The sequence below is a fragment of the Marinobacter sediminum genome (assembly GCF_016820575.1).
Lineage (GTDB): Bacteria > Pseudomonadota > Gammaproteobacteria > Pseudomonadales > Oleiphilaceae > Marinobacter > Marinobacter sediminum.
Window position 1 is genome coordinate 397,002 of the sequence record NZ_JAEMQH010000001.1, and the last position, 24,058, is coordinate 421,059.

The 24,058-nt window shown below is 59.9% G+C and carries 23 protein-coding genes; 14 read left to right on the forward strand and 9 right to left on the reverse strand.

Features of this window, described 5'->3' with window-relative positions:
- Nucleotides 1-113 precede the first annotated feature (113 nt).
- The 4 genes from FGO67_RS01785 to FGO67_RS01800 all read right to left on the reverse strand — a co-directional run bounded on the left by FGO67_RS01785 (nucleotide 114) and on the right by FGO67_RS01800 (nucleotide 4,008).
- Complete coding sequence (locus FGO67_RS01785) at nucleotides 114-1,316, reverse strand: glycerophosphodiester phosphodiesterase family protein (protein ID WP_420844493.1); 1,203 nt, start codon at nucleotides 1,314-1,316, stop codon at nucleotides 114-116.
- 204 nt (nucleotides 1,317-1,520) lie between these two features.
- On the reverse strand, nucleotides 1,521-2,303 hold the full coding sequence (locus FGO67_RS01790) for a MetQ/NlpA family ABC transporter substrate-binding protein (RefSeq protein ID WP_203299027.1): 783 nt from the start codon (nucleotides 2,301-2,303) through the stop codon (nucleotides 1,521-1,523).
- A 20-nt stretch (nucleotides 2,304-2,323) separates the two neighbouring features.
- Nucleotides 2,324-3,001 (reverse strand): methionine ABC transporter permease, encoded by a 678-nt coding sequence (locus FGO67_RS01795; protein ID WP_041339963.1) that lies wholly within the window; start codon nucleotides 2,999-3,001, stop codon nucleotides 2,324-2,326.
- Complete coding sequence (locus FGO67_RS01800; protein ID WP_203299919.1) at nucleotides 3,001-4,008, reverse strand: ATP-binding cassette domain-containing protein; 1,008 nt, start codon at nucleotides 4,006-4,008, stop codon at nucleotides 3,001-3,003. Before FGO67_RS01800 ends, FGO67_RS01795 begins: the two co-directional genes overlap by 1 nt.
- Before the next feature lie 197 nt (nucleotides 4,009-4,205).
- On the opposite strand from FGO67_RS01800, the gene FGO67_RS01805 reads away from it, so the two are divergent.
- Nucleotides 4,206-5,627 (forward strand): HDOD domain-containing protein, encoded by a 1,422-nt coding sequence (locus FGO67_RS01805; protein WP_203299028.1) that lies wholly within the window; start codon nucleotides 4,206-4,208, stop codon nucleotides 5,625-5,627.
- A gap of 6 nt (nucleotides 5,628-5,633) precedes the next feature.
- Here FGO67_RS01805 and FGO67_RS01810 read toward each other — a convergent pair whose 3' ends face one another.
- Nucleotides 5,634-6,326, reverse strand: coding sequence for an anti-sigma factor (locus FGO67_RS01810; RefSeq protein ID WP_203299029.1), 693 nt, complete (start codon nucleotides 6,324-6,326; stop codon nucleotides 5,634-5,636).
- Nucleotides 6,323-6,880, reverse strand: a complete 558-nt coding sequence (locus FGO67_RS01815) for a sigma-70 family RNA polymerase sigma factor (RefSeq protein ID WP_203299030.1) — start codon at nucleotides 6,878-6,880, stop codon at nucleotides 6,323-6,325. The genes FGO67_RS01810 and FGO67_RS01815 overlap by 4 nt, the downstream gene beginning before the upstream one ends.
- 154 nt (nucleotides 6,881-7,034) lie before the next feature.
- Between FGO67_RS01815 and FGO67_RS01820 the strand changes: the two genes are divergently transcribed.
- Genes FGO67_RS01820 through FGO67_RS01835 form a run of 4 tightly spaced genes read left to right on the forward strand, consistent with a single transcriptional unit; the run spans nucleotide 7,035 to nucleotide 11,225 of the window.
- Nucleotides 7,035-8,636 (forward strand): DUF4331 domain-containing protein, encoded by a 1,602-nt coding sequence (locus FGO67_RS01820; protein ID WP_203299031.1) that lies wholly within the window; start codon nucleotides 7,035-7,037, stop codon nucleotides 8,634-8,636.
- 21 nt (nucleotides 8,637-8,657) lie between these two features.
- Nucleotides 8,658-8,894, forward strand: coding sequence for a hypothetical protein (locus FGO67_RS01825; protein WP_203299032.1), 237 nt, complete (start codon nucleotides 8,658-8,660; stop codon nucleotides 8,892-8,894).
- On the forward strand, nucleotides 8,878-10,092 hold the full coding sequence (locus FGO67_RS01830; RefSeq protein WP_238942134.1) for a tetratricopeptide repeat protein: 1,215 nt from the start codon (nucleotides 8,878-8,880) through the stop codon (nucleotides 10,090-10,092). The genes FGO67_RS01825 and FGO67_RS01830 overlap by 17 nt, the downstream gene beginning before the upstream one ends.
- Nucleotides 10,092-11,225 carry a HupE/UreJ family protein gene (locus FGO67_RS01835; protein WP_203299921.1) on the forward strand — a complete coding sequence of 378 codons (1,134 nt, stop codon included), beginning with the start codon at nucleotides 10,092-10,094 and terminating at the stop codon, nucleotides 11,223-11,225. Before FGO67_RS01830 ends, FGO67_RS01835 begins: the two co-directional genes overlap by 1 nt.
- Nucleotides 11,226-11,272: 47 nt before the next feature.
- Here the strand turns inward: FGO67_RS01835 and FGO67_RS01840 are convergent, their stop codons facing one another.
- Both FGO67_RS01840 and FGO67_RS01845 read right to left on the reverse strand, forming a co-directional pair.
- Nucleotides 11,273-11,884 (reverse strand): hypothetical protein, encoded by a 612-nt coding sequence (locus tag FGO67_RS01840; protein ID WP_203299033.1) that lies wholly within the window; start codon nucleotides 11,882-11,884, stop codon nucleotides 11,273-11,275.
- A gap of 123 nt (nucleotides 11,885-12,007) precedes the next feature.
- On the reverse strand, nucleotides 12,008-13,501 hold the full coding sequence (locus tag FGO67_RS01845) for an amidase (protein ID WP_203299034.1): 1,494 nt from the start codon (nucleotides 13,499-13,501) through the stop codon (nucleotides 12,008-12,010).
- Nucleotides 13,502-13,579: 78 nt separating this feature from the next.
- Between FGO67_RS01845 and FGO67_RS01850 the strand changes: the two genes are divergently transcribed.
- The gene (locus FGO67_RS01850) at nucleotides 13,580-14,692 is read left to right on the forward strand and encodes a lysozyme family protein (RefSeq protein ID WP_238942135.1); all 1,113 of its coding nucleotides are present in this window, start codon (nucleotides 13,580-13,582) and stop codon (nucleotides 14,690-14,692) included.
- A complete protein-coding gene (locus tag FGO67_RS01855) occupies nucleotides 14,683-15,447 on the forward strand; it encodes a sulfite exporter TauE/SafE family protein (protein ID WP_203299036.1) in 765 nt (254 codons plus the stop codon). Before FGO67_RS01850 ends, FGO67_RS01855 begins: the two co-directional genes overlap by 10 nt.
- Nucleotides 15,448-15,450: 3 nt before the next feature.
- Here FGO67_RS01855 and FGO67_RS01860 read toward each other — a convergent pair whose 3' ends face one another.
- The gene (locus tag FGO67_RS01860; protein WP_338039521.1) at nucleotides 15,451-17,793 is read right to left on the reverse strand and encodes a diguanylate cyclase domain-containing protein; all 2,343 of its coding nucleotides are present in this window, start codon (nucleotides 17,791-17,793) and stop codon (nucleotides 15,451-15,453) included.
- Between the two features lie 209 nt (nucleotides 17,794-18,002).
- On the opposite strand from FGO67_RS01860, the gene FGO67_RS01865 reads away from it, so the two are divergent.
- The 7 genes from FGO67_RS01865 to FGO67_RS01895 all read left to right on the forward strand — a co-directional run bounded on the left by FGO67_RS01865 (nucleotide 18,003) and on the right by FGO67_RS01895 (nucleotide 24,010).
- On the forward strand, nucleotides 18,003-18,797 hold the full coding sequence (locus FGO67_RS01865; RefSeq protein ID WP_203299037.1) for a MotA/TolQ/ExbB proton channel family protein: 795 nt from the start codon (nucleotides 18,003-18,005) through the stop codon (nucleotides 18,795-18,797).
- Complete coding sequence (locus tag FGO67_RS01870; RefSeq protein WP_203299038.1) at nucleotides 18,784-19,179, forward strand: ExbD/TolR family protein; 396 nt, start codon at nucleotides 18,784-18,786, stop codon at nucleotides 19,177-19,179. Before FGO67_RS01865 ends, FGO67_RS01870 begins: the two co-directional genes overlap by 14 nt.
- On the forward strand, nucleotides 19,176-19,586 hold the full coding sequence (locus FGO67_RS01875) for an ExbD/TolR family protein (RefSeq protein WP_203299039.1): 411 nt from the start codon (nucleotides 19,176-19,178) through the stop codon (nucleotides 19,584-19,586). Before FGO67_RS01870 ends, FGO67_RS01875 begins: the two co-directional genes overlap by 4 nt.
- Nucleotides 19,583-20,305 carry an energy transducer TonB gene (locus FGO67_RS01880; RefSeq protein WP_203299040.1) on the forward strand — a complete coding sequence of 241 codons (723 nt, stop codon included), beginning with the start codon at nucleotides 19,583-19,585 and terminating at the stop codon, nucleotides 20,303-20,305. The genes FGO67_RS01875 and FGO67_RS01880 overlap by 4 nt, the downstream gene beginning before the upstream one ends.
- Nucleotides 20,306-20,631: 326 nt before the next feature.
- On the forward strand, nucleotides 20,632-21,480 hold the full coding sequence (locus tag FGO67_RS01885) for a formate/nitrite transporter family protein (RefSeq protein WP_203299041.1): 849 nt from the start codon (nucleotides 20,632-20,634) through the stop codon (nucleotides 21,478-21,480).
- A gap of 34 nt (nucleotides 21,481-21,514) precedes the next feature.
- On the forward strand, nucleotides 21,515-23,281 hold the full coding sequence (locus FGO67_RS01890) for a bifunctional protein-serine/threonine kinase/phosphatase (RefSeq protein WP_203299923.1): 1,767 nt from the start codon (nucleotides 21,515-21,517) through the stop codon (nucleotides 23,279-23,281).
- Nucleotides 23,282-23,491: 210 nt separating this feature from the next.
- Entirely contained in the window at nucleotides 23,492-24,010 is a 519-nt protein-coding gene (locus tag FGO67_RS01895; protein WP_203299042.1) for an Hcp family type VI secretion system effector, read from the forward strand.
- The last annotated feature ends 48 nt before the right edge of the window (nucleotides 24,011-24,058 follow it).

Genomic DNA, 24,058 nt, shown 5'->3' on the forward strand with positions numbered 1-24,058 from the left:
CCTTTCTTCCATGCAATCACATACCTACGATGCGATTGCGTGGTTGCACCTTAACCGGGTTCCTGCCTGATGGGGGTTAAAATCGGACTACAAAATCGTCATCTTCTGTTCATTCAATGGTCGTCGCTGTTGCTCGCCAGCCCCATGCAATTGGCGTACAACGTCGTCGTTGCCGGCCAGTCGGAGAAGACCGCGATAACGCCAACCTCCCGGGCCAGCACGTCAAGAACTGTCAGCATGTCGCCGTCGTTGTTGATGGCGTCGGTCACGCTCTGGTAGTACCAACCACCGCCTTCAGCCAACGGACCACTGCGCTCCAGTGACCAGGCGATCATATCGAGGCCAGCCATGCCGGCATTTTTGGCGTATTCCGACGGAACGATTTCCTGGTTGCCGTTCAGTGCCAGCATCTTCCAGATCGCCGGCGCCAGAATGTTCACGCCCTGCTTCTTCAACCCCTCCATATAAGAAAGGGAGCTGTTCTGCGCCGTGGGTTCAGCCATGTCCAGAAACACCGCCTGACGGCCATAGCGCGGGGTTTCATTCACCCAGAACAGGACGTCATCCAGGTTGAACGATTGCGGCCAGACATCATTCGGGTTCACGCCGGCTTCGCGATACTCGGCGATCAGTTGGCGGGCATAATCCTGCTGGCTGTAATCACCCTCGAATGGCATCTCCACCACTGGCGTTTTCAGTTCCGGCGTGAACTTCACCCCCAGGGTCTTGAACAGCTCGATGCTCTCCCTGTGACTCATCAAGGTGCCGCGAGAGGAGTAAAGGTCGGTGCGCCAGTCCGCGGTACCGCCGACATACTCTTCGGGCGTAGTCGCCATGGGATCGTAAGCATCCATTTTGCCTTTCAGCGACTTGAACTCGGCCAGAGTGATGTCACTGGTCCGGCATTCCGCCTGCGCCTCCCGGCCGCTGGCCGGATCTGCCGGCACAAACGGCTGTGTGCACTTGGCGTTCAGTTCGGGCACGGTGACGATGTTGGTGGTGGTGTGAAGATCGTTCTGGGCATGACGGCAGACCAGCTGCCGATCCTTGGTAAACGCCACATCGCACTCAACAATACCAGCGCCCATACGGGCGGCCGCAATGTAGGATTCACGGGTATGTTCCGGGAACTGCAGCGGTGCGCCCCGATGACCAATGGAGAAATCCGTTCGCTTCATAGTCTTGGTGCGACAGGCCTGCAGGCGCTGTTTCAGCGGGCCCTCATCCATGTCGTCCACCAACCAGAATGGTCGCGGCCCGACTTCAACAGACGCCTGGGCTTGGGCGACCGCCAAGGGCACCAAACACAACACCATGGTTACCAGTAGACGTAACTTCATACCCAGCTCCTTTTGAAATGAATGGTCTGACAAAATGTACTGACAGGTCAGTGTTCACTCAGAGGGTTACGTTAGCATGACCTTAATTTGACAGGGTGTTGCGTATGGGCAAAAAAAAGCCAGCGGCTCAAGTCCGCTGGCTTTTTATAGGGCAATTACCGCCCGAAAAGGCGGCTGCCATCAGAATGCCGGGACGACGGCACCTTCATAGTTTTCCATGATGAAAGCCTTCACTTCATCGGAGTTCAGAGCCGCGGCCAGCTTCTTCATGGCGTCGCTGTCCTTGTTGTCCGGACGGGCAACAAGGATGTTCACGTAAGGCGAATCAGAACCTTCAATCATCAGCGCGTCTTCAGTCGGGTTCAGGCCCGCTTCGAGCGCATAGTTGGTGTTGATCAGGGCCACGTCGACCTGGTTCAGGATGCGCGGCAGCGTTGCGGCTTCCAGTTCCTTGAAGTCGAGGTCTTTCGGGTTGTCAGCAATGTCACGGGGTGTTGCAGTGATCTTGCTGGCATCCTCAAGGGTAATCAGGCCAGCTTTCTGAAGCAGCAGCAGGGCACGACCACCGTTGGTAGGATCGTTGGGAATAGCCACGACTGCGCCGTCTTCCAGATCTTCCAGAGAATCAATCTTGCTGGAATAGGCGCCGAACGGCTCCACGTGAACACCGGTGACAGTAACCAGCTCGGTGCCACGGCCAGCATTGAATTCATCCAGATACGGCTGGTGCTGGAAGAAGTTAGCGTCCATCCGCTTCTGATCAACCTGGATGTTGGGCTGGATGTAGTCAGTGAATACTTTCACATCCAGCTCGACGCCCTGCTCGGCCAGAGCTGGCTTTACGAATTCGAGGATTTCAGCGTGCGGCACCGGTGTTGCTGCCACGGACAGTTCTTCAGCAGAAGCGGCAACAGAGAAAGTTGCAGCTGCGGCCAGCGCCGCCAATGATTTCTTGAGGTTCATAAGAGTATCTCCTGTTTGAATTATTTACGGCTGAAATGCAGCACCAGGCGGTCGCCCAGCATTTGCAGCACTTGAACAAAAATCACCAACAACGCCACGGTAATAACCATGACATCGGTCTGGAAACGTTGGTAGCCAAAACGGATCGCCAGATCGCCCAGACCACCGCCACCAATAACGCCGGACATGGCCGCGTAGGACACCAGGGTGATCGCGGTGACGGTAATGCCCGCGATGATACCCGGCAGTGCCTCTGGCAACAGGGCGCCGAACACGATCTGTTTTACGCTTGCGCCCATGGCCTGGGTCGCTTCGATAATTCCGCGATCAACCTCGCGCAGCGACGTCTCCACCAGCCGGGCAAAAAATGGCGCTCCGCCTGCCACCAGCGGCGGTATGGCACCGGCCACACCCAGCGAAGTGCCTATCAGCATCACCGTGAACGGAATCATCACGATCAGCAGGATGATAAAGGGCACCGACCGTAGCACGTTCACCACGAACGACAACACCGCGTATGCCGCCGGCTGCTCCAGCAGCTGGCGCTTGCCAGTAAGGAACAACAGCACCCCGATCGGCAAACCAATCAGCACACTGAACAGCAGGGACATGCCCACCATGATCAGGGTGTCCCAGCTGGCCAGGCCAATCTCTGACCAATCCACGTTACTCAACAGTCCGTCCATCAAGGCTTCCATCAGCGCAGCACCTCCACGTGAACGTCGGCGGCTTTGAGCGCGCTCATGGCAACATCAAGGTCACCACCGACCAGCGACAAGGTGAGCTGCCCGTAGGGTGTGTCCTTGATGTGATCGATACGCCCGGACAGGATGCTGAAATCGACACCCGATTCGCGCGCCACGCTGCCCAACAACGGCTTGTAGGTGGCATCGCCCTTGAAAGTGAGACGCATGATACGGCCTTTGGCCTTCTGCAGATCTTCCTGCATCTCTTCGCTGTCGATGCTCTCGCTTTCGAACACGAAATCCCGGGTGGTTGGGTGTTGCGGATGCAGGAACACTTCGCTGACCGGCCCCATTTCCACCACTCGGCCGGCATCCATCACCGCGACCCGGTCGCACACCCGGCGCACCACGTCCATCTCATGGGTGATCAGCACAATGGTCAAACCAAGTTCGCGGTTTATGTCCGCCAGCAGCCTCAACACCGACTGGGTGGTTTGCGGGTCCAGGGCGCTGGTGGCTTCATCGCACAGCAGGATGGTTGGACGGCAGGCCAACGCACGGGCAATACCGACCCGCTGTTTCTGACCACCAGACAGCTGTGACGGGTACTTGTTGGCGTGATCACTCAGGCTGACCCGGGCCAGCAGTTCCTGCACCCGGTCCCGGATTTCCGCTTTCGAGTAAATACCCGCCAGCTTCATGGGAAACGCGATGTTGTCGGCTACAGTTTTCGAAGACAGCAGGTTGAAGTGCTGAAAAATCATTCCAACCTTGCGCCGGAACGCGCGCAACTCAGACGCGCTGTAGTCGGTGATGTTCTCGTCGTCGATCAGAATCCGACCGCCGGAGGGCGGCTCAAGCAGATTGATCAGACGAACCAGCGTGGACTTGCCCGCGCCGGAATGACCGACGATGCCAAAGACCTCGCCGGTTTCAATGGTCATATCAGTGGGGTGAAGCGCGGGGATCGCCCGGCCGTCCACCTGATACGACTTCTGTACCTGGTCAAATACAATCACGGTCAGCGCCTTGTGGGTGCAGCGATTAAAGCCGGCGATTATAGCCCATTCGGCCGCCAAACCCGAATTCGGGGCCTATCGCCCGTGTGGGTAGTTGCCCTTACACAAACCGTTACCTGACACCCACTCCCGCGGTGCATTAGACTGACTTGAAAGGCGCTCCGAATCCTAACAATCACCGCCCCGAGACCACTACTGTGACCACCGACAACAAGACCACCCCTGCACGGATGACCTCGACCCAGGCCTGGGTGACCTATCTGAGCAAGGTAGAACTGCCGGTTCTGGCCAATACGCTGCGACGCATCAATGAACTGGCCGACAACCGCAACAGCACGGTCAACGAGTTGGCCAGCGTCATCCTGAACGACGCCCAGCTCACCTCCCAGGTGTTACGGCTGTCCAACACCGTGTTTTACAACCAGACCCGGACCCAGGTCAGTACCGTCAGCCGCGCCATCACCCTGATCGGATTCGACGCCGTGAAATCCATGGCCATTTCATCCCTGATCGTCGACGCGCTGTTGCAACGCAACGACCGACCACACCTGCTGAGCTGCCTGGCCCGGGCTATCCACGCCGCGGTTCAGGCCCGGTGCCTGATGCCCAAACGCAATGAAACCGCCCTGGAAGAAGTGTTCATTGGCGCCCTGCTGATGAACATTGGTGAACTGGCGTTCTGGTCCTGCGAGACCGATCAGGCCAACGAACTGGAGCAGCGCCTGCGACTGGAGGAAGCCCCCGTGCCAGCCCAGAAGGCGGTGCTGCATTCCACCTTTACCGAAATTACCCGTGGCCTGGTCGAAGCCTGGTCACTGGGCCCTTTTATCCGCGATGTGGTCTCGCCAGGGCCCGCCAATTCCCCGGCCGCCAGCCTGGTGCGCCATTCGGTGGAAATGGCCCGTTTGTCCGAGCAGGGCTGGAGTGGCGCCGAAATGGACAAGGTGCTGGAGCAGTTAGGCAAGGACATTGACGAGAATCCGGCGACGGTTCGGGACCGGATCAAGGTCAACGCTTCAGAAGCCGCACGGGTAGCCGTTTCCCTTGGCATTCCTCAGGTCACCGCGCTGATGCCCGGCAATCGCAAAGCCGATGATCACCCCAAGGCCCTGGCCCCGGAGATGGATCCGGAGCTGCAATTGCAGATCCTTCGCGACCTGACCCACAGCCTGGCCGAGCAGCCCAATATCAACGAGATCTGCGAGCTGGTGATTGAGGGCATACACCGGGCCATCGGTATGCAACGGGTGGCCCTGTTGATGTCGGATCGGGACGGACAGGCTCTGGTACCACGAAAACTCAGTGGCCGGGGCACGGAAGGTTGGCGCGACCACCTCACCATCGCAAGAAACGGCAGTGGCATGCTCGGCGGCCTGCTACCTGAGAACGGCTGCTTCATTTATCGGCCTGGAACAACGCCAGGCTCGGTCAGCTACGACCGCTGGCTAGGCCGGGTGCCGGCCCTGATCGGGCCACTCCGGGCCGGCAACCGCCTCGTGGGATTGTTCTATGCGGACAACGCCGCCGGTGATTACACGCCCTCCGAGCAGCAGCTGACGGCGTTCGGACACTTCATCCAGAACGCCCAGCTGTGCCTGACCCTGATGGCCGCCCGCTAGGCGGCGTCAGAGTTCATACAGTTTGGTCACGTGCAGGATTGGGCCGGTGGGGGCACCCGTTGGCGAGCCGCCCACAGGCTCCAGGCTGATCGCCAGGGTACGGCTCTGGGACAGCGCTGTCCGGGCCTCGTCAGTCAACGTGACCTGGTGCACGCCGCCCGCCGGGATGACCCCGAGCGATAACGGCTGGCCCTGTTCGGGCACTACCCAGAGCTCATAATCCTTGCCGGCATCAGCCGCGCTGGCCGCAATCGAACGCAATTTCAGCAACCGGTCCGGCCCAGACTCACTGACCAGCCAGAGCGGATCACTGACATTGGCCTGGACAATCGCGCCAGACAGCTGTGGTGCGGGCACCGGCTGCTGCACGATCAATACCGCCATCATCACCGCGGCCGCTGTGGCCACCAGACTCCAACTCGGCCATAGCCAGCGCAGCCCTGATCCCGCACGCGCGCCAGACTTGGCCGTGTCCGGCCAGAGCCGACGTTCAATCGCCTGCCAGACTGATTTGGGTGGCTCCACCGAAGGTACTTCCGCAGACAGCTGGCCCAGTTTCTGTTCCCAGTACCAGACTTCCTGGCGCACCCGGCCCGATTCCATCATCCAGCGCTCGAACCGACGACGGGCCCGACCATGCAGAGAGCCCAGCACATACTCTGCCGCCAGGCTCTCAATACGTTCCGTTGTCATCTTCATTTTTCGAGACACCTCTTGAGGGCAATCAAACCGCGCCGAATCCAGCTCTTCACCGTTCCGATCGGAGAACTCAACGCCTGCGACAATTCGTCGTGGGTCAGGCCCTTGTAGTAGGACAGCAAAATGCTGTCCCGTTGCACGTCACTCAGTTCACTCAAACACCCGGTCAACTGGGTCGCGCCAGCACTGCGGAGCGATTCATCCAGCGGACCGGCACGCTGATCCTCCACATGCTCCAGCTGATCCTCGCCGGCGTGTTGGCGAACCTTTCTGGCGCGCATTAAATCCAGGGTGCGATAGCGGGCAATCGTCATCATCCACCCCAGGGGCGTGCCGCGATCGCTGTGATACTCACGGGCGTGGTGCCAGATCTGAATAAAGGTCTCCTGCAAGGCTTCTTCCGCCAGTTCCCGCTGCCCAGCCAGCTTCAGGCAAACGCCGTACATGCGGCCGGAGATCAGCTCATACATCTGCTGGAACGCACGTCGGTCCTCATGGGACACCGCAATCAAAAGGCGCATCAGGTCATCCTGACTGGCGTCGATTCGAGACATTTCAGCTCCACTCGTTGTTGTTCTGGGTACGCGCCGACTCTCGGGTGAGATGCAGCACAGTGGTCGAATTTATTTTTCAGTCAGGGGTGCATCTTTCTCGCAACGCTGCCCGTTGCTTCTGTTGCACAACCCAACAATAGACGAGGAACACGCAATGAACACAGCCACAAAACGCTCGGCCCTCGCAGTCGCCGTAGCGGGAATCTGTTTAGGCGCCAGCCTGAGCCAGGCGTCCAGTCACCGGGAAGCTCCGTTTATCACCGAAGTTCCGAAAGTAGACGGTACTGATTTTTACATGTTCCGCAGTTATGAGACAGGCCGAGAGGATTTCGTAACCCTGATCGCCAACTACTTGCCTCTACAGGATGCATACGGCGGTCCGAACTATTTTGATCTCGACGAAAACGCGATTTACGAGATTCATATCGATAATGATGGTGATGCAGTAGAAGATCTGACGTTCCAGTTTGACTTCGAGACCGTAAACCAGGATTTCACCCTAAATATCGATGGGACTGACGTTGCCATCCCGCTGAAAACCGCAGCAGCTCTTGGGGCAGACGCGAGCGCGGATGCTAATAATCCGGCGCTTCAATCCCGTCAAACCTATTCCATCGACGTTATTAGGGGGGACCGTCGTACCGGGACTGTCCAGGCAGTAACGGATATGTCAGGCGGTACCAATTTTAGTAAGCCGGCGGACAACATCGGCTCGAAGACCATTTCCAACTATCCCACCTACGCAAAAAGTCACGTCAATGATATCAGTATTCCAGGCTGTGGCATGGGACGTGTCTTTGTCGGACAACGGCAAGAAGCCTTTGCCGTCAACCTCGGCGAAATTTTCGACCTAGTCAATTTACCACTCGCCGATGTTGCGGGGTTCAACGGCCGGGATCTCGGCCTCAACATCCTAAACGATAAAAACGTTACCTCTCTGGCGATCGAAGTACCGACACAGTGTTTGACTTCAGGTAGCGAACCGGTCATCGGTGGCTGGACCTCAGCGAGCCTGCGCCAAGCCCGGGTTCTCAATCCCGAACCCACCAAGTTCACCGATACGGATATGGGTAAGGGTGCGACTGTCGAGGGTGGAGCTTACACTCAGGTTTCCCGCCTTGGTTCACCTTTGGTCAATGAAGTAGTTATTGGTCTGCGTGATAAGAACAAGTTCAATGCCAGCGAACCCAAGGACGACGCAAGCAACTTTGCTCCATATGTCCTGACTCCAACTTTGCCGGCATTGGTAGAAATTCTATTTGGCGAGCAAGCTGACACGGCCGGTTTCCCGGGAGCAGCCGATGCACCTACTGCATTTCCACGAGCAGACTTGATCTGGGCATTTCTAAACGGTGTACCAGGCTTGAATCGTCCAAGTGGCAATGTTGTTCTGAGTGAGATGTTGCGACTTAACACAACCATCGCTCCTACTGAATTGACAAGCCAGAACGATCTGGGCGTGATTGAAACTGATGGCATGGGCACTATTGTTAATCCTGATTTCGCAGGCTTCCCGAATGGAAGGCGCCCAGTTGACGACGTTGTCGATATCGCCTTGCGTGTTGCGATGGGTGTCCTTTATGCAGATCGATTCGACGCCGTACATCCGGACTTCGAAACTCTTATGCCCGGTGATGCCACCGCTAAAGACACAGAATTCACGGACGGGGCGGTCACAGCTACTGGCCCATTGCTAACCGAGTTCCCGTATCTGGGCCATCCCATTTCCGGTTCACCCAACCCGCAGCGTCCATAGCCGACAGATAAGGAGACAATCATGAAAAAAGCTCTCACTATCTCAGGCCTTCTAGCGGCAGTACTGACGCTTGCGGGCTGCACCGACGGCTCCAGCGTCGGATTTGAGCGACCGAATCCGTCAGTGGATTTCACCACCTTCGTGAAAGCGGAAATCGCCAACACCAGCGATACCCGTGCGGCGGTGGAGATCAACGACACGGACTTCAGCTTCAACGATGAAAACAACCCACAGGCCTACGATGACCTGTTCCGTTAAGAAGACCCTTCGCCGGAGCGACATCCGTCGTCGTCCGGCGATTTCCTTCCCTGCCCTCCCGGGCAGGGCTTTTTGGCTTGGGCTTACTCTGGCCGGATCACTGCTGTCGGCATCAGTGGTGACCAGTGCGCCGAGCCCAATCCAAAACGATTTTTCTGACCATGCTGTGTTGGCAACGCTTCCGGACATGTCGCCCGACCTAAGCTCTACCCCCGACAATGTCGAGGCATTGGCTGATGAGGTACAACAGCTGATCGGTCAGGCCCGATCGACCGGCGACCCCCGATTCCTGGGCTACGCCGAGCGTCTGCTGCAAGACTGGCCGGAGGCTGGCTTTACGGATCGGCTACGAGTTCTGCGTGCCACCCTGGCCCAGAGCCTGCACCGCTTCGATGCGGCCCGGCAGGATCTGGAGCGGGTCTTGCAAACCACACAACAGCGCCAGCAGCGGATTCAATCGCGGCTGACCCTGGCCAACCTCGAGCTGGTGCAGGGCAACTATGGCAAAGCCCGACAGCACTGCCAGGAACTGGCAGGCATCTACCCCGGGCTGATTGCTGCCAGCTGTCTGGCGCAAACCGACGCCAGAACCGGCCAGGCCGACGCCGCCTACGCGCACTTGCAAGCCCAACAGGCCTCAGCCTCCAATGCCGACCTAACCGGCCAACTCTGGGCCGAAGGCACATTGGGCGATCTTGCAGCACAGCTGGACCTCGACTCGGCAGCCGTCCACTGGGGTATCGTGCTTCAACAATCACCGGATGATCTCTACACCCGGACACAACTGGCAGATTGGCACCTGCAGGCAGGCAATCTCCAGGCAACCCTGGCACTCACCGAAGGCTATAAACAGGTCGATGCTCTGGCGGTTATCCGAGCGATTGCCCTGCGCGAAGCGGGGGCCCCGGCGGCGGAAGCGCTGGCAGACTCCCTGCGGGAACGGTTTGCCGAAGCCCAGTGGCGCGGCACCCTGCTGCATCAGCGGGATTTCGCCCGCTTTCAGCTCGACATCGAAAACCGTCCGACGCTGGCCCTGAAGCATGCACTGGCCAACTGGGAGACCCAGCGCGAACCCATGGACACCCGCCTGGCCTTGAGAGCTGCACACAGCGCTGGAGACCAGCCCGCCCTAGAGCGTTTACACCAATGGCTGGCGCAGTATGATCAGATTGACCAGCGCTACCCGGAGGCACCGTGATGTTCCGGCCAATTCCCCTACCACTACTCACCGTATTTCTCTGGCTATTGGCACTGGCCAATCCAGTGCTGGCCCATAAGGCCAGTGACAGTTTCATGTACCTGGACACCGACTCCAGGCAGTTCAGGATCGACGTAGCTCTGCGGGATTTGGCCCTGCTGGTTCCCCTGGATACCAACCGCGACGGCGAGGTGACCGGTGGCGAGTTGCGTCAGCATCGAGGGGCGATCCTGGCTGCCATCGAGGCAGCCATTACTCTGTCGGCTGACAATACCGCCTGCCAGCTGAGGGGCGAGGAGTCGGGAATCAGCCAGCACAGCGATGGCGCCTACGCCGCCACCCGTTACCAGGTGCTCTGCGACGGCGGTCAGGCCCCGGATAGCCTTAACTACCAGCTGCTCTTCGCGCAGGACAGCCTGCACCGCGGGCTGATTCAGATCAGCGCTGGCAACGAATCGTCACTGGCAGTGGCGGGACCAGACAGCCAAACTGTGGATTTGCGCCCGGCTGGCCGCGCGGGACTCTGGCACAGCTTCACCACGTTTCTCTGGGAAGGCGTGGTGCACCTGCTGATCGGCCTGGATCACATCCTGTTTTTGTTGGTACTGGTGCTTCCGGCCAGCCTCTCCCGCAACGATTCAATAACCTCGCCGCAGCGTTGGTTGCCATCCCGAGCGCAGATCATCGAGCTGACCGGCGTGGTCACTGCCTTTACGGTTGCGCACTCAATCACTTTGGCGCTGGCGGCCCTGAAGATCGTCAGCCTGCCCATTGCCTGGGTGGAAACGGTGATTGCAGCGTCCATTGTGGTGGCGGCGGTGAACGTGGTCTGGCCAGTGCTCGGGCGCAAAACCTGGCCGCTGGCCTTTGGCTTCGGGCTGATTCACGGCTTCGGCTTTGCCAGCGTGCTGTCGGACCTGACCTCTGGCACCGCCAATCTGGCCGTCGCCCTGGCAGGGTTCAATGTGGGCGTTGAGCTTGGCCAGCTGGCATTGCTGGCGATCTGCTTCCCGCTGCTAAACTTACTGGCGCAAGCAACACCGCTCTATCAGCGGGCACTGGTGCCGGTGGTTCTTCTGGGAGTGGTTGGCGTCAGTCTGATGTGGGTATGGGAACGCACACCGGCCGTTTAGGGGCTAAACGGCCGGAGACAATTGATGAAAGAATCAGCTGGCGTTGCTTAGTGCAGCGCTCTCAGCTCCCTGGGGTAGAGGGCTGCGCTGACTTCTGGTTCCTCAAGAAGATCAGCCAGTTCCCGATCGACATCAGTTTCCTGGCCTTCATCGGGCAGTGGCTCGAACAAGGTGCTGAGCCAAGCCGCAACCGACGGGGCTTCGTCCCGTTTATAGTCGGTGGACAGCGCCTTGATTCGGCGAAAGCCGACAATGCGCTGATGCTTGGGATCCCGAATCTGCTCGAACCCCCGCCAGTACACGTGATCTCGGGTGTGTAGCTGAACGAACAAGGTATCGATCGGGCTGTTATCAGCGGCGTCTGCGTCAGCATCGGCATGCTCCGATTCGCTGTCTGGCGCCATTTCCGGGTTTTTGTGACGAATGGTGGTCCAGGCTGGGTACAGCACGGCCACGGCATCCGCTTCCACATGCTCGCGGGCGGCGCGGAGGATCAGTCCCCAGCGGGCCTTGTCGGCATCGGTTTCAAGGGAGTTAATGGGCAAGTCGTAGCTTTGTTCACTGGACAGGACGATCGCCATCATAGGGGCATCCAGCTCCCCCATTGCCTCGGCCTGTGCTACTGACACCAGATCATCGATTGCCATCGGTTGGTTCATAATACGCTCGCCTCCTCGATGCCATCAGGGTCGTTCAGGAAGGAAGGAACCTTCCTGATAGACAGCATAGCCTGTTCCGCACACAAAGATAAACGTGGAGTTTCCCCAACCGGATCACAACCCCTAGCCGTCGAATGCGTTCTCCAGGCGCTCGTATTGGCCAAACCAGGGGCTCGCCTCTTCCAGCTGAGCCGCCAGTTGCAGCAGCCGGGCTTCATCGCCGTGCCGGCCGCCAAATTGCACGCCCACCGGTAAACCGGACTGACTCCAGTGCATGGGCACCGACATCGCCGGGGTACCCGTCAGGTTAGCCAGCTGGGTAAACGGGGTGCGGGCCAGGCTCTCCATCGCCATCTGATCCACCTGGCCAGTGCGGTGCACCAGCTTCCCCGCCTTCAGCGCCAGCATCACTTTGGCTACCAGTTTCAGGTGCGCCGGGGTATCCAGTTCGCCGATCCGGGCCGGAAGCTGGCCGGTGGTCGGGCACAGATAAAGATCGTAACGGCCAAAGAACGTGCCCAGGGCACGGGCAAAATCGTTCCAGCGCTGCCGGCGCCGAACGTAATCCGACAGCGGCATGGTGTTGCCCAGCATCCCGATCAGCCGGGTATCCAGCTCGAAACTGTCGTCCCCGGCACCGAACTCCTCGCGCGCCCGGGCCATCATCGCGGACACCTCGCCAAAGTAGAGCCCGAGGTAACAGCGGGCCAGCGCCATGCCGTCATAGTCCGGGCGGGCGTACTCCACCGTGTGGCCCAGATTTTCCAGCACCCGCGCCGTGGCTTCCACCGCGCCAACGCAGTCGGGGGCCACCTCGGTCCCGTAGGGCGAGGCCGTGAACACACCAATTTTCAGGGTGCCCGGAGACTGCTGGATCAGATCCCGATACCGTCCCGCCGGCGCCGGGATTTCAAACGGGTCGCCGGGGGCCGACCCACTAAGGACATCCAGCATGGCCGCACTATCGCGAACCGTGCGGCTGACCACGTGATCAGAAGAGGCGCCGGTCCAGGCCTCACCCACCAACGGGCCACTGGAAATGCGGCCCCGGGAGGGTTTGAGACCAAACAGGCCGTTGTAGGCCGCCGGAATGCGAATGGAACCGCCGCCATCGTTGGCACCGGCCATAGGCACCACGCCCGCAGCCACCGCCGCACCGGAACCACCACTGGACCCACCGGGAGTGCATTCGGTTTGCCACGGATTACGCGATGGCCCCCACAGCTCGGACTCGGTCACGGCTTTGAGCCCAAATTCCGGAGTCGCGGTGCGGCCCAGGAACACCAGGCCAGCCTCCCGCGCACGCCGGACAAACTCTGAGTCCTGGGACGCAATATTGCGGGTCAGACCCCGGCTGCCATAGGTACAGGGATGACCCGCCTGCTCCTGGGCCAGATCCTTGAGCAGCAGCGGCACCCCGGAGAACACCGACGAGGCTGGAAACTCCTGTTCCAGGGCTTCCGTGAACTGAGGATGGCAGATGGCGTTCAGCGAGCCGTTGACCCGGGTGGCCCGGTCAATAGCCGCCTCACACACTTCCCGGGGCGTTACTTCGCCACGTTGGATCAAATCTGCCAGTGCGGTGGCGTCATACCTCAGATATTCTGATTGCTTCATGAGCGGTTCCGTTTGTTATTGTGGTCCCGGGACGGTCACGGTTTTCTCTTGAGTGGTTCGTATATGGTTTGGAGAGTCATGAGCTTACGACAGCTCTGTGTGTTTTTCACCCTGGCCTGGGCGACGCTTGGCACCGCCAGCGCCAACCCGGGAAAAACCGCCACCAGTGACGACTGGACCCAGGTGGTTCGGAGCTCGCCCTACTGGGTCAGCCAGGGGGTCTACAGCAATGTGTTAACCATTCGCGGCTGGGTGCTGAAGGAATCCGGTTACTGCGCCGAAACCGATCGCCACATTTTGTTTGATATGCGGGGCCAGTTTCTGGCCTGGATCAGCGATGGCTCCGATCGGGACGAAACCCAGGCCCGGCTCAACGATACCCGGCAAAAGCTGTTCGATGATAACCGCACCGACACCTGGCTGCCTGGCAAAACAGGCCAGACCGGGTACCCCTTCGCCCTGGCCTGCGACCAGCCACACGTGAACCTGGACGAGGCGGTGGCCCGCTACCTTGGCACCCTGCCTTCAGAACGGATCTGGGGTGCCTGGGACGATCTGAATTTCGCCTCCAGCGGCCAACCGGAATCCCTGCATTCCGCTCTTCGTTATGTCGTCCAGACCCGTCAGGACCAGGGTCGCCTGGACCTGCCGCGGGAGCTGCCCCTGTATCTGGCAGGCCAGATCCTGATCGAAAGCGGTGGCCAGGCCCGCGCCCATTCCGGCGCTAATGCACGGGGCATCCTGCAACTGTCGCCCTCGGCGCTGTCAGACTGCCGGATCAAACCACGCAACTACTGGCACCGTCTGGCGCAGATCGACTGCGCTCTGCGCCTGATGAATCAGAATGCCCGTAATCTCGAGCCTGCATTTGCCGAGCGCTTTGGCCACCTGCCCGAGACCAAGCAACAGCGCCTGTTCACCCTGCTGCTGATCCAGGCCTACCATGGTGGCGCGGGCCGGGTTGAGGCCCTGCTGACCGACGAGGCCCTGTCCAAGCCCGCCGCCTACTTTGCCGAACACCATGACCGATTCACCGCCGGCGACATTGCCTTCGGCATGGTGTTCCATAACCTGGGCCGTGATCGCCTCGGGCTGGCCTCCCTGTATTACGTGGCCGACGTGCAGCTGGCCACGGAAGCCCTGTGCCGCACCCCCCGGCTGAACAGCACGGACTTCTGTGCATGGAAATAACTCTCCTGCCCGACAGCCTGAGCCTTCCGGTTGCGGCGTTCCTGTTAGCGTGTTCGGTCCTGACCTCCATGATCACCGCCAGCCTGGGCGCCGGCGGCGGGGTACTGCTGCTGGTACTGATGGCTACCTGGATGCCGCCCGCGGCCATCATCCCGGTGCATGGCATGATCCAGCTGGGCTCCAACGGCGGACGGGCGCTGCTTACCCGGAAACAGGTCGATTGGAAGGTGATTGGCGCCTTTGCGCCGGGTGTACTGGTGGGTGCGGCCCTTGGGGCCTGGCTGCTGGTCGATCTGCCGGCCGCAGCCTGGCAACTGACCATCGCCCTGTTCGTGCTGTTTCTGTGCTGGGGACCGGCCCTGCCCAAGGCCTCGTTTGGAAACACGGGAATATTTCTGGCCTCGGGCCTGACCAGCTTCATCAGCCTGTTTGTCGGCGCCACCGGGCCACTGGTTGCGGCCTTTATCAAACAGATTCACCGGGACCGCTTCACCACCGTGGCCACCTTCGCCACCGCCATGACCTTGCAGCACGCGCCCAAGGCGCTGGTTTTCACGGTAGCGGGGTTTGTCTTCCCGGATTGGCTGCCCTTCATCCTGGCTATGATAGCCAGTGGCTTTGCCGGAACCTGGCTGGGCCTGCACGTGCTCAAGTCACTCAGTAACCGCTGGTTTCACCAGGCCTTCAACCTGATCTTAACTGCCCTGGCCGCCCGGCTATTGTGGCAGGCCGGCCAGTCCTCAGGCTGGTGGTAAGCGTCAGGACCGGGCTGGCATCACCACCACGGCGTTGCGACCACGGGATTTGGCGGTGTAGGAGCCCTCATCGGCCCGGGCCATGACTTCTCGCGGCCCGCTGTCACCGGGGGCGAGTTCGGTCAAGCCGATACTGGCGGTAACACCAAAGCTTCGACCGTCCTGTTCGATCCGCAAGTCCTGAACCCGTGCCCGGATGCGTTCGGCCAGCGTCTCCGCCCGCTCCAGCCCGCACATGGGCAAAATGATGCCGAATTCATCACCACCCAGGCGGGCGACGGTGTCGGACTGTCGAACCGTGTCTTTGAACAGATCGGCCAGACGCTTGAGCAAGTCGTCCCCGAGCAGGTGGCCGCCCTGGTCGTTAACGGGTTTGAAATGGTCCAGATCGATCAGCATCAGCACCGAACGCGCAGTCGGCTCGGTCACTTCACTCAGGCACTTGAGCAGGGAGGCACTGAAGGCCCGGCGATTAAGCAGATGGGTCAGGCTGTCGTGGGTGGCCTCCCAGGACAGGCGTTCTTCCTGACGACGACGTTCGCTGTCGTCCCGGATCACGAACACCATACGTTCGTTAAACCGGCCCTGACGAACATGGAGCACGGTCAGGTCGATATCGTACCGACCATCGTTGCGGTTCTTCAGGGTGGCGTACAGGCTGTCGATGTCGCCACCGGTCAGAAAATCATTGTGGCTCAAAACCTTTTCTTCGCTCCAGATTTCCACCAGATCAAAAAAATTATGCTGGGCGCAGTCGCCCTCGGCGCCCAGGAATTGGCAAGCAGTCTGGTTGGCGAACCGAATCCGGCCTTCAATATCCACCATCAACACGCCTTCCTGCAGCACGCCGAGGATGTTTTCGGCGCGTTGTTGCTCCTCGCGCAGAGCCTCTTCCACCTCCAGCTCCCGGGACACGTCCCGGACAACGGTAATGCTGCCCAGGGTCTTGTCCGGTGTTTCAATCACCGAAGTCATCACATCACCCCAGATCAGGTCCCGCTCGCCGCGACTTAGAATGCGGAATCGACCCCGGAACACCTCTTTGTTCCTGAGTGACTGCCTCCAACCACTCAATACTGCTTCCCGGTCAGCCTCGAGGACGCCCTCGATCAGATAAGTATGCTGAAGTTCCGACGCTGGCCGCCCAATGAGGTTTTCAAAGGCCGGGTTCACGAAATCGATGCGGCCAAGAACATCGGTCTGGATGATGCCTATCGGCGCGCTCTGGGTCAGGGAACGGAAAAAGGCCTCGCGCTCTGCCAGAGAGGTCAATACGTCTTCACGCTCGTCCATGACAGTATTGAAAATCTCAGCCACCTGCCGGATTTCCCGACCACCGCTGACATCCACCGGCACGGTACGAACCCCCAGGTGCCGCTCATTGATTTGCTGACCCAGCACCTGAAGGGGCGCCATCAGCCGTCGGAAGCGCCAGAGTGCAAAAGGGGTCACAACACCAACAATGCCCAGCAACGTCCACAGGAAGGCATCGGTCATCCGGGTAATCGGTGCAAAAGCTTCCCGAGCCGGCCATACCGCCGCGACAAACCAGGGCACCTGATCCATCTGCCGGACCGACATGATGGTACGAACGCCCTCGCCGTTGCGGGTTTGCCGGGTACCTTCAAACCCCTCCATGGCATCCTTGAGCACCGGATTACCAACGCGCACAGGCACCATCACTTGGCCTGTCCGCCCATGAGCCAGGGTAATACCGCTGCGGGTGGCCACACCCAGGTAGCCGGTTTCGCCAATACGAAGGTCGGCAACTTCCTCCATGAAATTCTCGCCGCTCAGCAGCAGGGCGCCGGCGAGCATGCCAATGAATTTCTGACGATGATCGAAGATCGGCGCAACGATAGTGATCGCCGGCTGATCCTGATAAATCGAGACGTAGGGTTCGCTAATAACCGGGGTCAACCGCTGGGATGCGTCTTGAAAATAATCACGGTGGCTTAAATTAGAGCCGATCAGATCAAGATCCGAGAGATTTTCTGCAAGAACATTGCCTTTGGAATCAATCAGGTAAACAGCATCGAACAGGTCCTGGAGAGCATATTGCTCACCAATAAGAGCATTGGCGCGACCCTCCAGCATGGCTTCATCCATGGCAAAGCTGCGGGCCACATGACTAATCGTATCCAGCCGGCGCGCTAGCTTGTCATCCAGCTCACCAGCAACCAGTTGCGCAATGGTTGCTACCTGGTTTTTTGCCTGCTGTTCCAGCTCACTCTGACTGAGCACGGCGCCCACCACGGCAACCACCAACGCCGACGACAAGGTGAAGCCAATCACCAGCACCACCGCACGGTTCGCCAGACTCCCGAGCCAGCGTTTAATCATCATTTTCTTCCAGCGTTGAATGCTTGGGGGTTGGAGTAAAGGTTGGACTAATCAGATCGTCTCCGCAGCTGACCACGTTGTAGTTGGGCGTGATGAATTGAGGGCTGGCGCCGGGCATTTTAACAGAGCTGGGGCGATTGTCAGATTACGCCTTGCAAACGTATTGATAAGCGTTATCATTCGCAGCTGAATTTATTTTTGCGAGGATCCCCATGCCAGATTCTTCCCTGCTCTCATCAGCCGAGCCCTTCAACGGCCCGCTCGCCCAGCTGTTTGAGATGGGCGGGCCGGTCATGATGGTGCTGGCCGCCCTCGCAGTAATCGGGTTCGTAACCTTCCTCTACCTGATGCTGATCGGTGCTTTCTACGCACCACGCCTGACCCGCCCACTGAAGCGCTTCATGACGGTTTGGCAACAAACACCCGCTGATGCCCAGCCCGAGACGTTCCGCCAGCAGGCCAGCGCCGTCGGCCGGCTCAACCCGTTGCTGCCGCTGGTACTCGATACCGCCAAGGCCTGTCAGGCCCAGCGCGACCAGGCCCGCATCAAAACCACGGCGGCACGGGATGCCCAGGAAGCACTGCAGCCGTTTGAAGCCCCGCTTAAGATCATTGAGGTCATTGCCGCGCTCGCGCCGCTGCTGGGGTTGTTGGGTACGGTAATGGGCATGATCGACGCTTTTGGCGCCATGGCGACATCCGAGGGCCGTGCCAACGCGACGCAACTCAGTGGCGGCATCTACGAGGCTTTGACCACCACCGCGGCTGGTCTGGTGATTGCCATCCCCTTTGCGGCCCTGGCCGCCTGGATCGAGTTCCGGCTGCGCCGACTGCACGCCACCATCAACAGCACCCTGGTGACTGTCCTGAATGGCGCTGACGGCCTTAAGGTCGCGACAGCCGGACCAAAGGGCGAGCTGGGACCGGAAGCCGACACCCAAGACAGCAGCGAGCCACAGGATTTCGCAGCACGCAGTCGACAGCGCCTGGCCCATGCAACTGGTTGAACCCCGGCCCAGCCGACCCATTCCCATTCGCATGACACCGCTGATTGATGTGGTGTTCATCCTGCTGGTGTTTTTCATGCTCACTAGCCGTCTATTGCCCGTGGGCTCATTGGAACTGGCCAATGCCACCCCGGAGAAGCGCACCGAGGCTGGCGATCCGATTCCCGCACTGACCGTAGGCAACGACGGCCGGGTGCTATGGCAGGGGCAGGCGTTTACACCGGATGAGCTGATTCCAGCCCTTGCCGCAGAGGGGGTGAACGAAGTCACTCTGGGCACCCGGCCACAAACCCGACTGGGACAGTTCACCCAGGCCCTGACCCGCCTGGACGCCGCCGGCATCGAAACCCATTGGCAAAGGCAACCCGAACAGACCCCATGACCGACCTGGTTCCACCACCGTTCAGCTCAGGCAAGACCTTGATGGAGCGCGTGGAAGATGCGCTATTGCCACTGATCAATCTGGTGTTTCTGCTGCTGATGTTTTTTATCGTGGCCGGCCAGATGGCCGATGAGCCACTGCCAACGCTGCCCACTGCCGAGACCGGAGCGCAGCAGCAGGAACCCCGGGCCGAGCTGTCGGTGACCAGCAAGGGCGACTGGAAGATCGCCGGCCAGGTCCTGAACCGGGAACGCCTACTTGCATTGCTGCCGCCGGCAGATCCACAACAGCCGTTGACCGTCGCCGCGGCCGAGGGCCTGGCCATGGCCAAACTGGAGAGCCTGTTCAGAACCCTCGAAGACGCAGGCTACACCGAAATCCTGCTGTTGACGGAACCGGCTCCATGAAAGCATCCCCACAGTTGATCAGGACGGGGCTGTTACTGGTCGCGGTCGTGACCGCTGGGCTGATCCTGCTGTTCGCTATACCCCAGCAACCGATCACCCAACTGGCAATGGGTGAGGCGCCCAGCAACACTGCCCCGGCGGTTCGCATCAGTCTGGCGCCACAACAGGAACCCCAACCTGAGCCGACCCCCGAACAGCCGTCAGAGCCGGAGCCCCAGCCAAAACCCGAGCCCGTACCGGAACCAGAGCCTGAACCCGAACCCGAACCAGTGCCTGAAACAGTGCCTAAGCCAGAACCGGAGCCAAACACCAAACCGGAACCGGCGGCCGAAACCAGCCCGCGGGAACCGTCGGCAACCACAGCCACGGACGTTGCCGAGAGTACCGAACCGAAAAACCAGCAGGTCCAGCTTGAAGCGGGCAGTTCTGCCAGAATCGACGAGTATCTGAAGCAGCTCAGCCGGCATCTGAGCCAGCATTACCAATACCCCAGACGGGCGCGTCGGTTGGGACAGGAAGGCACGCCAGTGGTGGTCTTCAGGTTCGATCGGGAGGGGAAACTGCTGGAACTGCACTTGAAAACCGGTTCTGGCCACCCGTTGCTCGATGACGCCGCCCTGGAGATGCTCAGAGACGCCGCCCCCCTGCCGGCTGTGCCTGCCAGAATGAATGGCCAGAGTTTCAGCTACGCTCTGCCCGTCCGATTCCGTCTGCGTTGAGACCTGACTGAACCGAACCGGTCCGAACCACAGTGCAGCACTGACCGAAAAATACGCACTGAACCGGTGCGTGCCACCGTGCCAAATGACCAATGCCGCACTGTGAAAAACAAACCGCCCTCCGTAAGCCCCTGAGCCGAATAAGCTTTAAGCTTCACCCCACGACTCTGGCACAGTCCCTGCACTAATCAGATCAGTAGAGCCAACGTGGGCTCTGCTCACAGCGACAACATTATTTCAGACAACGGCGTCTGCTCTTCACCTTGCACAGGCAGCAGTAAAGGTGGTGGGCAGCGCCGTTTTTTTGTGGGCCAGAGGAACCAGCTATGTCTTATATATTACCTTCCGAGTTCGCCACCAAAATGGTGGACGCGGGTGAATCCAAGATCTTCATGTCCACCCGTGACACCCTGATCCGTGCCTTCATGGCCGGTGCAATCCTGGCTCTGGCGGCGGCGTTTGCCATTACCGTTGCGGTTCAGACCGGCGTGTTCCTGATTGGCGCCATCCTGTTCCCGATCGGGTTCTGCATGCTGTACCTGATGGGCTTTGATCTGCTCACCGGCGTGTTCATGCTGACCCCGCTGGCACTGCTGGACAAACGCCCGGGCGTTACCCCCAAGGCCATTCTGCGCAACTGGGGCTGGGTGTTCCTGGGTAACCTGGGCGGTGCCTTGACCGTTGCCTTCATGATGGCATTCATCTTCACTTACGGTTTCAACACTGACCCGGGCGCTGTCGGTGCAAAGATCGCCAGCGTGGGCGAAGACCGCACCCTGGGTTACGCCGAATTCGGCGCTGCCGGCTGGGCCACTATCTTTATCCGCGGCATGCTGTGCAACTGGATGGTGTCCATGGGCGTGGTTGGCGCGATGATCTCCACCAACGTCAGCGGCAAGGTACTGGCCATGTGGATGCCGATCATGCTGTTCTTCTTCATGGGCTTCGAGCATTCGATCGTGAACATGTTCCTGTTCCCCTCCGCCATGATCATGGGCGGTGAATTCTCGGTCATGGATTACCTGTGGTGGAACGAGATCCCGACAGTGCTGGGTAACCTGGTGGGCGGTCTGGCCTTTACCGGACTCACGCTCTACAGCACCCATGTGCGCACTGCGCCCAAGCGCCCCGCACCTGCCGCTTTTAATGACTCGGCATTGGCCAACCGTGCCTGAATCCTGTCCTGATCCGGCCACCGCACAGGCCGGAATGCCTCCGCCGGTGTTATCACCGGACGGGGGCAAACCCGTTACAGCACAACTGGAAATCACGGTGGGTCAGTACTCTGACAGAGGGCTGAAAACCATCAACCAGGATTTTCATGGCCTGCTGATTCCTGATCCACTACAGCGAACAACCAAAGGCATCGCGGTAGCCATTGCCGATGGCATCAGCTCGAGCAATGTCAGCCAGGTGGCGAGTGAGTCGGCCGTGGCCGGCTTTCTCAGTGACTACTTCTCTACACCAGAAACCTGGTCGGTCAAGAAGTCGGTTCAGCGCGTGCTGCTGGCTACCAACGCCTGGCTCCACGCCCAGACCCGCCGCAGCCAGTACCGGTATGACCTCGACCGGGGTTACATCTGCACCCTGAGTGTCCTGGTGCTGAAATCCACCACCGCGCACGCATTCAACGTAGGCGACTCCCGGATTTACAAAGTTCACAATCAGGCCCTGGAGCAATTGACCACGGATCATCGCCTCTGGTTGTCCCGAACCGAAAGCTGTCTGACCCGTGCCATGGGCATGGATCATCAGCTAGACATCGACTACCAGCAGGCTCCGCTGCAGGTCGGCGACACGTTCTTGCTGGCCACCGACGGGGTCTATGAGCACCTGGCCGAGGCCGACATCCTGGAACGGCTGAAACGGCACCCGGATGACCTGACCGCGGCCGCCAAAGCCCTGGCCGCAGCGGCACTGGCGGCCGGCAGTGACGACAACCTGACGGTGCAGATCATCCGCATCGATAACCTACCGAAGTCCCAACAGGCGGGCGAGCTGAGCCGCGAACTCAGCCAGCTGCCCTTCGCCCCGGAACTGACACCGGGACGATCCTTCGACGGCTACCGTATTCAGCGCCAGCTCCACGCCAGTGGCCGCAGCCATGTGTTCCAGGCGGTGGACGAGGCAACGCAGACACCGGTGGTGATCAAGATCCCATCCACCGATCTTCGTGACAATCCGGAATATCTGGAACAGTTCGCCACTGAGGAGTGGATTGCCCGTCGCATCTCAAACCCGCACGTAGTAAGGCCTTTCGCCCCGGATAGGCCCCGCAGCTGGGTCTACCTGGTGACCGAATTCGTGGAAGGCCGAACCCTGAAACAGTGGATGCTGGATCACCCGGCGCCTGCCCTGGAGACGGTTCGCAATCTGGTGGAACAGATCGGGCGGGGCTTACGTGCCTTCCACCGACTGGAAATGGTGCATCAGGACCTGAAACCCGAAAACATCCTGGTGGATGCTTCCGGCACCGTCACTCTGATCGATTTTGGCGCCACCCGGGTCGCCGGCCTGCAGGAAATGACCGACACCGATACCGAGCATTATCCTCGCGGCGCGGCCCTGTACAGTGCACCAGAAACCATGCTGGGCGAACCCGGCAGCTGGCTCGCCGACCAGTTCTCTCTGGGCGTCATCACTTATCAGTTGTTGACTGGTCAACTGCCTTTCGGCGCGGAAGTGCCAAGAATCCGCAGCCGCAGTCAGCAACGCCGACTAACCTATCAATCGGCCCGGCCCTACCGGGAAGATGTCCCGTTGTGGGTGGATGACGCCCTGGCCCGGGCACTGCATCCCGAACCGCACCGCCGCTATCCGGCACTGTCGGAATTTCTGCACGACCTCCGCCAGCCCGGCGCCGACTGGCAAAGCCGGCATCGGCCGCCGTTGATGGAGCGCCACCCCGTGGCCTTCTGGCAAAGCCTATCAGCGCTGCTTTTGCTAGCGCTGCTGGCCAGCCTCGCATTCGACTGAGACTGGCCGGGCGAGATTTGGCCCAGTCAGCAAGTCCTCGCTCAACGCACGGGCACCGTCTTGCCTGATGCCGGCGAAAGCCGACACAGAATGCGCCTTAGCCACTGTTTTATATAACCTTTATGTTACTGGCACGGAGTTTGTAATTGTCTGGAAGTCCAGGGAAGACCCACAGGGACACTCATTCAATCAGACGTCATGGAGCAGACAATGCCAACTCCTTGTTATATCAGTATCGAAGGCCAGACACAGGGCAACATCACCGCCGGCGCATTCACTTCCGACTCGGTCGGCAACATCTACGTAGAAGGTCACGAAGACGAAGTGCTGGTACAGGAATTCAGCCATGTGGTTACTGTCCCGACCGATCCGCAGTCAGGCCAGCCTTCCGGCCAGCGCGTGCACAAGCCGTTCAAGTTCACCTCTGCCCTGAACAAGGCCACCCCGCTGATGTACAACGCCCTGGCCTCCGGCGAAATGCTGCCCAAAGTAGAGCTCAAGTGGTACCGAACCTCCGTTGAGGGCAAGCAGGAGCACTTCTTCTCGACCATCCTGGAAGACGCCACCATCATCGACATCCAGTGCAACATGCCCCACTGCCAGGACGCCGCCAGCGCGGACTTCACCCAGCTGGTCACCACCTCCCTGTCATACCGCAAGGTCACCTGGGAGCACGCAGTTGCCGGCACCTCCGGCGCTGACGACTGGCGCTCGCCGTTCGAGGCCTGATCCAACCGCGTTGCTATCTCTACATCGGCCAGCCTCAGTGCTGGCCGA